Annotated in this window: 10 protein-coding genes; 5 read left to right on the top strand and 5 right to left on the bottom strand. The window is 39.2% G+C overall.

The annotated features are described in order from the left end of the window. Window positions 1-69 precede the first annotated feature (69 nt). Complete coding sequence (locus tag QNH17_RS11145) at window positions 70-1,488, top strand: sigma-54 interaction domain-containing protein (RefSeq protein WP_283878738.1); 1,419 nt, start codon at window positions 70-72, stop codon at window positions 1,486-1,488. Window positions 1,489-1,706: 218 nt separating this feature from the next. Next, complete coding sequence (locus QNH17_RS11140) at window positions 1,707-1,913, top strand: DnaJ-like cysteine-rich domain-containing protein (protein ID WP_026566888.1); 207 nt, start codon at window positions 1,707-1,709, stop codon at window positions 1,911-1,913. Window positions 1,914-2,002: 89 nt separating this feature from the next. Here the strand turns inward: QNH17_RS11140 and QNH17_RS11135 are convergent, their stop codons facing one another. Further along, window positions 2,003-3,034, bottom strand: coding sequence for a VanW family protein (locus QNH17_RS11135; protein ID WP_283878737.1), 1,032 nt, complete (start codon window positions 3,032-3,034; stop codon window positions 2,003-2,005). A 358-nt stretch (window positions 3,035-3,392) separates the two neighbouring features. Here QNH17_RS11135 and QNH17_RS11130 point away from each other — a divergent pair, with 358 nt between their 5' ends. Next, window positions 3,393-4,550, top strand: coding sequence for a polysaccharide deacetylase family protein (locus QNH17_RS11130; RefSeq protein ID WP_283878736.1), 1,158 nt, complete (start codon window positions 3,393-3,395; stop codon window positions 4,548-4,550). 57 nt (window positions 4,551-4,607) lie between these two features. Here the strand turns inward: QNH17_RS11130 and aspA are convergent, their stop codons facing one another. Next, a complete protein-coding gene (gene aspA, locus QNH17_RS11125) occupies window positions 4,608-6,026 on the bottom strand; it encodes an aspartate ammonia-lyase (protein ID WP_283878735.1) in 1,419 nt (472 codons plus the stop codon). Between the two features lie 254 nt (window positions 6,027-6,280). Here aspA and QNH17_RS11120 point away from each other — a divergent pair, with 254 nt between their 5' ends. After that, a complete protein-coding gene (locus QNH17_RS11120) occupies window positions 6,281-8,704 on the top strand; it encodes a cytochrome P450 (protein WP_283878734.1) in 2,424 nt (807 codons plus the stop codon). A gap of 80 nt (window positions 8,705-8,784) precedes the next feature. On the opposite strand, the gene QNH17_RS11115 is transcribed toward QNH17_RS11120, so the two are convergent. Beyond that, a complete protein-coding gene (locus QNH17_RS11115) occupies window positions 8,785-9,207 on the bottom strand; it encodes a MarR family winged helix-turn-helix transcriptional regulator (RefSeq protein ID WP_283878733.1) in 423 nt (140 codons plus the stop codon). A 199-nt stretch (window positions 9,208-9,406) separates the two neighbouring features. On the opposite strand from QNH17_RS11115, the gene QNH17_RS11110 reads away from it, so the two are divergent. Beyond that, window positions 9,407-10,651, top strand: a complete 1,245-nt coding sequence (locus QNH17_RS11110) for an MFS transporter (protein ID WP_283878732.1) — start codon at window positions 9,407-9,409, stop codon at window positions 10,649-10,651. Between the two features lie 235 nt (window positions 10,652-10,886). On the opposite strand, the gene QNH17_RS11105 is transcribed toward QNH17_RS11110, so the two are convergent. Both QNH17_RS11105 and QNH17_RS11100 read right to left on the bottom strand, forming a co-directional pair. Further along, the gene (locus QNH17_RS11105; protein WP_283878731.1) at window positions 10,887-11,771 is read right to left on the bottom strand and encodes a YitT family protein; all 885 of its coding nucleotides are present in this window, start codon (window positions 11,769-11,771) and stop codon (window positions 10,887-10,889) included. 201 nt (window positions 11,772-11,972) lie between these two features. Then, entirely contained in the window at window positions 11,973-12,701 is a 729-nt protein-coding gene (locus tag QNH17_RS11100) for a sirohydrochlorin chelatase (RefSeq protein WP_283878730.1), read from the bottom strand. Window positions 12,702-12,704 lie beyond the last annotated feature (3 nt).

The raw sequence follows: 12,704 nt of genomic DNA, 5'->3' as shown, positions 1-12,704 counted from the left end.
ATTTTGCATTATTAGGATTTATTTGATTAAATAGTTGCATAAAGGATTAATCAAAGGGAATGAATCTAAATGGAGAAAAATAATCATACAGTCCATTATTTGCAGTACCTAAATCGGATGTATAAACAGATCTTAGACGAGGTGGATGTGGGTGTCCATGCAGTAGATGAAACCGGGAAAACAATTATTTATAATAAAAAAATGATGCAAATGGAGTCCATGGACCTTCAAGATGTCATTGATAAAAACCTGCTTGATGTATTCATGTTTAAAGACGACCAATCTAGTACACTAGTAAAAGCACTCCAGGAGGGCAAAGAAACAAGTAACGTCAAACAAACTTATTTTAATAATAAAGGACGCGAAATTACAACTCTTAACAATACCATTCCTATTTTTAACAACGAAAAACTTCAGGGTGCTGTCGAGATCGCCAAGGATGTAACAAAACTGGAACGACTCATTAAAGGCAATATGAATAAGGGGCAGACTCGATACACTTTTGATAAAATCATTGGGAACAGTCCCGCTATTAAGGAAGTTATTGAATCTGCCAAACGGGCAACTAGGACCTCATCCTATGTTTTAATTGTTGGAGATACTGGTACGGGGAAAGAGCTTTTTGCTCAAAGTATCCACAATGGGAGTACTCGGCTATCTGCTCCGTTCATTTCACAGAACTGCGCTGCCCTGCCTGATAATCTAATCGAAAGTCTTCTGTTTGGAACAAAGCGGGGTGCCTTTACTGGAGCAGTCGATACCCCCGGCTTATTCGAACAAGCCAACGGAGGAACCCTGCTTCTCGATGAGATTAACTCATTAAATCTCAATCTGCAGGCAAAATTACTCCGTGTTTTACAGGAAAAAACGATTAGGCGAATTGGGGATACGAAGGATACTCCTGTAGATGTTCGGGTCATTGCCAATATGAATGAAGATCCGATTGATGCGATTGCTAATAATCGAATGCGCAAAGACTTGTATTATCGTCTGGGAGTTGTCACCATTTTTATCCCTGCATTAAAAGATCGTAAAGAGGATATTCCATTATTAGTCGAGAGTTTTATTCAAAAATACAACGAACTGTTTCAGATGAATGTAAAAGGTTTGTCAGAGGAGGTTAAGCAGTCATTTTTCGAGTATGACTGGCTTGGGAATGTCCGTGAACTGGAGCATATAATTGAAGCTGCGATGAACATAATGATTGACGAGGAATGGATTTCCTACTCTCATTTACCCTACCAATATCGAAGCAAAATGCAGATGAGAGAGAGAATGATCCCCCTTTCTACGGTGGACACCTTTATAAAGGAACATTCTGATACAGCAGTACCACTGAAACATCAGATGGAGTTATTTGAAAAATCTTATATTGATCATGTATTATCTAAAAATGATTTTAATATATCCCGAACCGCTAATCTTCTCGGATTGAGCCGACAAAGCCTGCAGTATCGGATGAAAAAATTAAACATAACGGGAAAATAAGATTATATAAATAAGGTGGAAAGCTATTACGCTTTCCACTTTTTTCATTTTGATCCTGCACTAAATTACATGAATTCACATAAAATTATTATAGAAAAGTAAATTAGTTTGATAAATGGAAACACTATTCCACTGAATTCCCTATAGGCAATAAACTAATACAAGCATAATTATTCCATTTTTTCTCCATACTAAGAAGAAAAGATGAGGTGAATAAAATGGGACTACTCAACTCTTTTAACCAATGGAAAGAGACTAAATACCAAAATCATGTCTCAAATATGAAAGACCAAGGCAAATGTCCTGACTGTCACGGCCGCGGCTATACCGTATATCCATATAATGAATTTGCTTACTTTAACTCATTTGAATGCCCAGGCTGCCAAGGCACAGGTCAATATACAGATTGGGAAGAAATGCAGTAAATTGAAAATAAATAAAAATCCCTCCATTAACTCCGTTTGGATTAATGAAGGGATTTTTTTATAATTTCATACCTTTATCATTTGGCTAATTAGATTCGTTTCTTAAGTTGACTTTGGTACGTTTTTGACGTCCTTACTTCAACTGTTAGTGAACCTCCGTTTACGAATGCTTTTAATATTAAAGGTACACCCGTTGTATTCTTAAATCTAAAATCTTTACCTCCATAAGAAACAGTCGCATCTCTTCCTTTCGGCACGTAACCCACCGTTAAAGAATGGTGATGCTTTTCAATATATTGGACGGCCAATTGATCAATCGCATTATACAAAGTAGAAGACGTTTGACAGATGCCCCCGCCATACCCCTCAACTAACTTACCATAGTTTATTTCCGGTGCTTTTTGGTAACCGTGTTCAGCATCACTCGGGCCAACTGTTGTATTATATGAAAAAGAATCATTGGTCCCAAGGATCACGTTATTTATCGCCTCTGCTGAGAGTTCAATATTTTTAGTTCTTCCCACTGTCCCACTATTAAAGTGGGTCGTATATGAGGCAACTACAACGTCATCTAATTGGGAAGCCTCCTCAGCCTGATACCCGCTTGCATTCACATATATAGGTAATTCCACATTGCCGCCTTTTTCTGAAACCAACATGATCTTTTCAGCCAATTCTTCTTCATCCAGAATTTGTTGAGGGGTACCTTTGATGATATTCCCTTCTTCATCAAGTTTATCAAGAACCATTCGTTTGTCGTAGCCAGGCTTTGATTGGGTTCCACGAGCTAATTCTCTAGTCAATTTTGATATTTCGACTTTATAATTGTCAGGATTCGTTATGTATCCTAAATCCTTTGTATTAAAAGTTTTTACAATGTCTTTCGTGTTCGGATCTACAATATTTACGTATACAGGTCTTGCTTCTTCCCTTTTTCTTTCTTCTTCCCGTTTCTTTGCTTCGGCCAGCTTCTTTTCTTCTTGTAATTTCTTCTCTTTTTCGATTTGCTGTTGCTTTTCCGCTGCCATTGCCTCTTTTTCTTTTGCGGTTTGTCCCGAACATCCAGTGCCAATTAAACACACAGCTACCAATAGTGATACAACCCAATTACGCTTCGCCATTTTCTCCTACTTTACTCCTTTTTGTATAGCCTTATGCCCTTTTATATTATTAGACGATATTCAACTGATTTTGTTACATATGACTCTCCTATTCTATTCCATTTTTACTGGCCATTTCCTGCTAAAATATTGGATACCTTAATATATAAAAGGAAATTAAATTGATGTTCGAAACTTCGTAGGCTTTTTTTAAAAGGTACGTAGCAACTAAGCCCAATTTCTCATATGGTATAATTAAAGCAGAAATTAAATTAATATAAATACTCCTTTAGACCTCAATTTACTCCTTCAATCGATTCCTTGCAAACTAAATGATTCTGCTCCCTGGTCATCACTTGAATTTAAAGGGGAAAGTGCCATGCGAGAAACCTTAATACTGCTTAGTATACTATTATTTTCTGTATCTCTTGTTTTAGGTGTAGTATCTCAGGTTCACCGAAAAAGCGGAAAAGGAATTTATTATTCTCTAGCCACAATCTGTTTAGGATGCGTTGTATTCTTATTGTTCTTTTACAACTGGAACCTGACAGGCCTTAGGAATGGTGAACCTGTCGATTCTCCTAAAACAGAGTCTCCTTCAGGTCCCGGACAAAATAATGATAGTAAGGAGCCGGAAAAGGAAAACCCTACTGGTGAGGAACACCCTCCATCCGGAGAGCCTGATGAAGAAGAACCTAATGCCCCAGGGCCCGCTGCTCCTGAACAAATTATTCTGGGTGATAACGAAATCGTTGAATACAAAGTCGTTAAGGGAGATACTTTATTTTCCATTGCTACTAGAGCCGAGGTGACTGTAGAAAAAATAAAGCAATGGAATAATCTATCCTCTGATTCCATCTTTATAGATCAAATCTTAAAGCTTTACGGAAAGAATGTGGAGCCGACTCCACCTAAGCAGGACCCACCACCGACATCCGCCTCCTCCGTCATTATTTCAGAAGGAAGCCCCCAGCAAAAACAGATCTCATTAACCTTTGATGCTGGAAGTAATGCAGCAGGGATAAGAATATTGGATGTTCTGAAAAAGCATAAGGTCAAAGCTACGTTCTTCCTTACAGGTACATGGGTTGAGAAGTATCCTAGCCTAGCCAGGAAAATTGTCGAGGAAGGACATGAAATTGGTAATCATTCATACTCTCATCCTGATGCCGTAAAAACAACGGCCAATGCGTTAAAACAGGATATTATCAAAGCAGAGGAAGCCATTAAGGAGGCAACTGGAAAATCTCCACAACCCTATTTTCGTTTTCCTTTCGGCTCGTACAATTCTGCCGCGCTCAAAACTGTTGGTGCAGCGGGATATCCTTATAGCATCCAGTGGTCCCTTGATACAATTGATTGGAAACAGCCAGCCACTGAAGTTATCATTTCCCGTATTAAAACAGGAGCAAGCAATGGAGATATCATCCTTATGCATATCGGGGGAATAAATACACCGGAAGCCGTCGACCAAGTCATTCCATGGCTAAAGGACCAAGGCTACCAACTCGTCCCGTTAAGCATTCTATTAAAATAAAAAATGGTGCCTGACACCCCAATGGGTGTCAGGCACCAAATAGTTTATTTATTAAAATTAATCTCTATCTAGGAGGGCTGCCCCTGATATTCCAGGTTTAGTCATTTCATAGATATTTAAAATCAGATCTAATTCTTCTTCGCTAAGGACATCATACTTTAAGCATAGTTCACGAACTGATTTTCCAGTAACGGTTGCTTCTCTGGCAATTCTTGCTGCCACTTCATAGCCGAGGTGCGGATTTACTGCCGTAATTATCCCGACACTCTTTTCGACATTCTCTTTTAAGCGTACCTCATTAGCCTCAATACCTACTAAACAATGGTCGGTAAAAGAACGGAAGCCGTTATTCATAATGCTAATGGATTGAAGTAAATTAAATACCAATACTGGTTCCATTACGTTCAATTCAAGTTGTCCTGCTTCTGACGCAAGACAAATGGTATGGTCGTTTCCAATTACTTGAAAGGCAATCTGATTAATCAACTCTGGCATGACAGGATTCACTTTTCCCGGCATAATCGATGAACCTGGCTGACGAGCGGGTAGTGAAATTTCTCCTAATCCTGCACGTGGACCTGAGGCCATTAACCGCAGGTCATTGGCGATTTTTGACATATTCATCATACATACTTTAAGTGCAGCTGAAACCTCTGTATATGCATCCGTATTCTGGGTGGCATCAACTAAGTGTTCAGCATTGACCAATGGCAATCCACTAATTTCCGCCAATTCTTTGACCACATCTTCGATGTATTTGGGGTCTGCATTTAATCCCGTTCCAACCGCAGTTGCTCCCATGTTCACTTCATACAAATTTTCACGAGAATGGTTAATCCGCTTAATATCACGTTCTAGCACACGAGAATATGCTTCAAACTCTTGACCAAGACGAATAGGAACAGCATCCTGGAGATGAGTACGACCCATTTTGATTACATTTTCAAATTGCTTTGCTTTATCTTTAAATACTTTATGCATATCCTTCATCGTCAAAAGTAATTTTTCAAGTATTCTAAGCGTGGCAATATGAATGGCAGTTGGAAAAACATCATTTGTTGATTGCGACATATTGACATGTGTATTGGGACTTAAATGCAAATACGCTCCTTTTTCGTGTCCAAGTAACTCAAGTCCACGGTTGGCAATTACTTCGTTTGCATTCATATTCATAGAGGTCCCAGCTCCGCCTTGGATTGGGTCTACAATGAACTGATCATTCCATTTCCCAGCAATAATTTCATCGGCTGCTTGACAAATCACATCACCAAGTCCACTATACAACCGCTTCGTATTTGTATTTGCAATCGCTGCTGCCTTTTTGATCATCGCAAGGGCGATGATTAATTCTTCATGTATTCGATAACCTGTGATTGGAAAATTTTCAACTGCCCTTAGAGTCTGAATACCGTAATACGCATCTGATGGTATTTCTTTTTTTCCTAAGAAATCTTGTTCGGTTCTTGTAGTTTCCATGATTACCTCTCCCACCCTTAATAAAAACAATTAATGTGAAATTGTTGCTCACACAAAAATAATAACAGTTAAGACAACCTTTGTCTCTCTTTTCACAGTAATTACTCTGTTAATATACTAATCTAACAAATTTATCTTAAGGATTTGTATTTTACACCTTATATTACCAACCCGTTCATGTTATAATCTATCTTAATATTATTTCAATATTATAAATTTATAGTCAATTTGATTATGTAAGGAGAATCGTTAACATGTTAACTACTGAGATGTCATCTATACCACAACCAAAAACATATGGCCCGCTTGGTAATCTCCCGCAACTAGACTTAAGCCAACCTACTCAATCCATCATGAAACTAGCCGATGAATATGGACCCATATTCAAACTTAAATTCCCATCGGGAACTGGAACATTTATCTCCTCTGCTGATTTAGTAAAGGATGCTTCAGATGTTTCTCGATTCGACAAACTCGTCAATGCCCCTTTGCAGAAAGTGCGTGCCTTTTCTGGAGATGGTCTGTTTACCAGTTGGACAAAAGAAGAAAATTGGCAAAAAGCGCACAACATTCTTCTTCCTAGCTTTAGTCAAAATGCCATGAAAGGCTATCATTCCATGATGGTTGATATTGCTGTTCAACTCATCCAAAAATGGTCCCGTCTCAATTATGATGAGAGTATAGATGTACCCGAAGATATGACAAGGCTTACATTAGATACGATTGGTTTATGTGGATTTAACTATCGATTTAATAGTTTTTATCGCGAAAAATCGCACCCATTTATTACAAGTATGGCTTCAGCACTGGACGAAGCCATGAATCAAAGTAACCGTCTTGGATTACAAGATAAGCTCATGGTTAAAACAAAAAGACAATTTAATCAAGATATACATACCATGGTTTCTCTCGTCGATAGAATCATCGAAGAACGCAAACAAAATGAGGACCATGAGGCTGAAGACCTTCTTTCCCGGATGCTAAATAGTTCCGATCCTGTAACTGGAGAAAAGCTGAGTGATGAAAATATTCGTTATCAAATCATTACCTTCTTAATTGCTGGGCATGAAACAACCAGTGGCTTATTATCATTTGCTTTATATTTCTTAATGAAACACCCAGATAAGCTTGAAAAAGCTTATGCAGAGGTAGACCAAGTTCTAACTGACTCTATTCCAAGCTACCCTCAGGTTCGAAATCTGAAATACATTCGCATGATCCTGAATGAATCGTTACGGCTATGGCCAACAGCTCCACTTTTTTCGCTATTCGCAAAGGAAGACACACTGCTGGCCGGAAAATATCCGCTTAAGAAGCGGGATGTTGTTAATGTGTTGCTCCCTAAGCTGCACCGCGATCCGAAAGCTTGGGGCGATGACGTGGAAGAATTTAGGCCTGAACGATTTGAAGATCCAAAGAAAATCCCTCATGATGCATTCAAACCGTTTGGAAACGGACAGCGTGCTTGTATCGGACAGCAATTTGCTATGCATGAAGCAACATTATTAATTGGGATGATTCTAAAACACTTCGATTTAATTGACCATACCAATTATCAATTGAAAGTGAAGGAAACATTAACATTGAAACCGGACGGATTAACGATGCAGGTTCGTCCTCGTGAAACTACTGAACGTTTTACCCATGGGATGAATGAGACAAGTGCAGCATTAGAGAAGAATGACAAACATGCACCACAAAGGAATACATCTATCTTAGGTGCACATAATACTCCCCTGCTTGTCCTTTATGGTTCCAACATGGGAACAGCTGAGGGTATCGCTCGCGATTTAGCTGTGACTGCAAGGTTTAAGGGGTTCCAAAGTGAAGTGGCAACACTTGATGAATTTGCAGGAGCGCTGCCAAAAGAAGGTGCCGTCTTAATTATTACCTCCTCCTACAATGGAAACCCGCCAAAAAATGCCCGTAAATTTGTCAAATGGCTGAAAGAAGACGATTCCGTATCACTCAGTGGTGTCAAATATGCCGTATTTGGCTGTGGTGATACCAATTGGGCAAGTACGTACCAAGAGATTCCTACCTTTATTGATGAGAGGCTGTGTGAAAGAGGCGGGACTCGTTTGTTCCAAAAAGGACAAGGTGATGCAAGCAGCGAATTTGAGCAACAGTACGAAGATTGGCATGAACAGGTTTGGCCAAAAGTATTCGATTACTTTGGGTTAGAAAACGATAGCACCTTTCCAACCAACAATTTATCTGTTCATTTTGTAAACGGACTCTATAACCCGATACCATCAGACGTGGTCCAAAATCAAGAGATTAATGCGGTTAGAATCATTCCTCGCAATTCAGCAGAGCTAGTTGGCCGGGTTCTTAACCGATATGGTCTAGATGAAAATACTCAACTGATCTTAAATGGAAATAGAGGCGAAGTTACCCACCTCCCTCTAGATTTTCCTGTTCGTGTGTGGGATTTACTAAGCTATAGTGTTGATTTAGCGGAAACTGTGACTATCGCTCAACTTCGTGAACTTGCGGAATTTACTGTCTGTCCACCACATAAGAGAGAATTAGAGGTACTTCTAAATAAAGAAACCTATCAACTTCAAGTTGCAGAAAAAGAAATTTCAATGTTACATCTATTAGAAAAATACCCGGCATGTGAGCTGCCTTTTGAGCGATACTTAGAGCTTTTAGCACCCTTGAAAGCCCGTTAAAAAAAGAGGTTGATCCAAAAAAGTGTCTTTTAACAACTTTTTGGATCAACCTCTCTTTTTCAACTAACTCGAAACAACTATTATTTAAAAGACCGATTGAATTTTTCCAAAAGTACCCCGAATAATTCACGTTCCTCATCCGACCAATCTTCTAGTAGTTCCGCAACTCTCTTCAAGCGTGCCTGTTGATAATCAAATAATTCCTTTGCACCCAGTTCAGTTAATTGAAGAGAATAGGCTCGACCATCCAGTGGATCAGGAATTCGATATAAATAATCTTTATGCTCTAGAGCGGCTGCCTGTCTACTGACTGTAGAAATATCCAGTTTAAATTCATCCGCTAATACTTTTACTCCGACAGCACCCTTTTCATTAATTCTTCGTAGGATTAAATAGGCTGATCGATCAAGATTCCCCAATTTCTTATTACTCGAAATTGACGTGGTTCGGCGGATCAGAATGGCTAATTCAAGTTCGATCATTTCTAAAGAATGTTCATGCATTTACTTTCCTACCTCACTGTTATTTCCTCATATAAATTATGATAACATACTCATATTCTTATTTGTAAGGAAACACTATTTTGACTGGTATGGCAAAAGCACTATTGACGTAGTGCAAATTGATTGTATAATACAATTATATACTTTCATCATACAACTAATTCAAGAAGTTGGAAAGAATCACATAGGGGGAAATTTAATGGCACCAGCACCAAAAACTAATACCGCACCACCACAACAGATACAGGTGAAACCCAATGAAAAGGCAGGTTTACTTAGTCAGCCAAAAGCAGTTTGGGCCGTTTTTTTTGCAAGCATTATCGCGTTCATGGGGTTGGGTTTAGTTGATCCCATTTTGCCGGCAATTGCCGAACAACTACATGCCTCACATAGTGAAGTTACCTTGCTGTTCACTAGTTATAATGCCGTTATGGCGGTTGCCATGCTTATTACTGGGGTCATTTCTACAAGGCTTGGCATCAAATGGACATTATTGTCTGGAATCGTGATCATTGCAATCTTTTCAGCACTTGGCGGATTTTCAAACGGGATTTGGACCCTCGTCGGACTTCGGGGCGGATGGGGACTTGGAAATGCACTTTTTGTAGCAACAGCTTTATCAGCAATTGTTTCACTATCAAATAGTGGGACGGCAAAAGCGATCATCTTATATGAAGCAGCAATCGGTCTTGGCATTTCTGTTGGCCCTTTACTTGGCGGATGGCTTGGTGGAATGTCTTGGCGAGGTCCATTTCTTGGGGTTGCCACATTAATGATTATTGCCTTTATTGGTCTATTTATTTTAATGCCAAAGTCAACCACACCAACTGGAGTAAAATCACAATCTTCTTTACTTGATCCATTCCGTGCCTTAAAACATCGTTCACTTTTAGTTTTCGGTATTGCAGCGGCACTATATAACTTCGGTTTCTTTACTTTGCTTGCATATGCACCATTCGTCATGGGCTTAGATGAGCACGGGTTAGGATTCGTCTTCCTTGGCTGGGGAGTTTTGCTTGCTATTACTTCAGTTTTTATGGCTCCAAAACTGACTGTATGGTTTGGAACCATTAAATCAATGTGTTTGATGTTAATTTTATTTGCTCTACTTTTAGTGGTAATGGGAATATGGACATCGACACAATGGGTCATCATTGCTGCTGTCATATTAGCTGGCGCTTTATTAGGAAATAATAATACCCTTATTACCACAGCCGTGATGAATGCAGCCCCAGTTGAGCGATCAACGGCCTCTGCTGCCTATAGCTTCTTACGGTTTATCGGGGGTGCAATCGCACCATTTACAGCAGGTAAACTAGCCGAAATCTATAACCCAAGTGTTCCATTTTTAGTTGGAGGCGGGTTTGTGGTTGTTTCGGTCCTATTTATCTGGATGAATAATAAACATATTAATCATGTAGATAATATCGAAATAGGCCATTAAGATGAAAAAAGGATCTGTGAATGAATCGCGGATCCTTTTTTTCATTGGCTGTGTTAAACTTGTCTGTTGATTTCCGTTCCAGGCACGAGCGGTTCGCGGGCGTGCCGTGGAGCCTCCTCGTCGCTTTGCTCCTGCGGGGTCTCCCCTGCCCCGTACTCCCGCAGGAGTCTTCGTGCCTGGAACGAAGGTCAACAGAATGTCAAAATTAACATTAACCTTTAACACAGTCTTTTCATTAGTGGATATCTTTTTTCTTAAATCGGCCTCCGCGCACTTCTGAAATGTCACCAATTGCTAAAAATGCGTTCGGGTCAATATCCTGAACAATCGTATTTAATTTTGATTCTTCCAACCTCGTAATAATACTGAAAATGACCTTCTTATTGTCACCAGTGAAGGCACCTTGCCCTTTTATATAGGTGACTCCTCTCCCCAGCCTCGCATTTATTGCACTTCCAATCTCTTCGGCTTCATCACTTATAATCCAAACAGATTTTGATTCTTCGAGGCCGGCTACAACGGTATCAATAGCCTTTGATGCAATTACATAAGCTAGCAGGGAATACATGGCACGGTCCCAACTAAACACAAAACCTGCTGCACCTAATATAAAGATATTAATAAACATGATAATTTGCCCAACAGAAAACGGAACTTTTTTCGTGATCAGAAGGGCCAGTATTTCAGTTCCATCTAAAGCACCGCCATTGCGGATAACGACACCTACCCCTGTCCCGAGAATCATACCGCCAAAAACAGTAGCAAGGAGAATATCATCGGTGAACGCTGGAATGGGATGAAAAAAGGAAGTGAAAATCGATAAAACAATAATTCCATACACGGTTGATATAGCGAAGGTTTTTCCCATCTGCTTATATCCCATATAAACAAAGGGAAGGTTTAAGATGAAGAGGAAAATCCCTAATTTCCATCCTGTGATATGCGCCAGCATAATTGAAATACCTGTAATTCCACCATCAATAACATGGTTTGGAACTAGAAATATTTCTAACCCCGTTGCCATTAGGATAGCACCTATAGTGATGGCGACGGCTCGAAGAATGATCTTTCTAAGTGGTAGCTTTCGGTGTTGAACTTTTTCTTGTTTAAGTTCTGTCACATCATCACATCTTTTCATTAATATTTAGCCAGTAATAGGTTCGTTAAAATGTGAAACAATCTTTTTCTATTGTTTAATTATATTATTTTTTCACCTAAAGATGAACTAAAGTTCATCTTTTCAATAATTTACTTTGTTAATTTACCCTTTTTTTCCAAAAAAATAGCTAAAATCCTACGATTTTAGCTAAAGTAAATAAATTTATTCACCTTCTGTTGCTCGTTCAATGATAATATCTTCAATGACACGATGTTTACTCAGTTGGCCGGTGTGAATAATCTGCTGACCTAACTTTTGTCTGATTTTGACCATATGATCCACTTCTTTTAAAAGAAGGCCAGAAAATAATAAATAAGGAATCACGATTATTTTTCCAGCAGAATTTACAGAAATAGATTCAAGACCTTCTTTAAGCCTTGGCTCCGTTGCAGCTAAATAACAAACCTCAGCATGTTCAATTCCAAGTCGATCACTAATTCCTCTCGTAATCGCAGCAAAGGCAGTGTGAATGCTCTTGTCACTACTTCCCCTTCCGACAATTAAAACCGAATCCTTAGGTGTTAGATTGGTGACCGTCTCCCTAACCATCTCTGCAATCCCATCGAGAATTTCCCCTTGAACACCAAAAGGATCTCTTATCTTAACATTGATGGTTGGATACCGCTCGCAAAGAGAAGAAAGAGCTTGTGGAATATCTTCTTTAATATGACCAGCAGCTAATAAAAATAAGGGAACGACAGTTATCTCTGTCGCTCCCCTATCTACACAGTGCAGAAAGCCCTCTTCAATACCCGGCTTGGTCAACTCGAGAAAACAGATTTCCTGAATTTCCACATTTATTCGTTCCATCACTCTATGTATAAAAGATTTGGCTTCTTCAGCACCCTCTTTTGAACGTGTACCATGGCCAATGTATAGAATTGCTTTCACCCT

The sequence above is a fragment of the Neobacillus sp. SuZ13 genome, from assembly GCF_030123365.1.
Taxonomy (GTDB): domain Bacteria; phylum Bacillota; class Bacilli; order Bacillales; family Cytobacillaceae; genus Neobacillus.
This window is presented reverse-complemented; position numbering and strand designations above follow the sequence as displayed.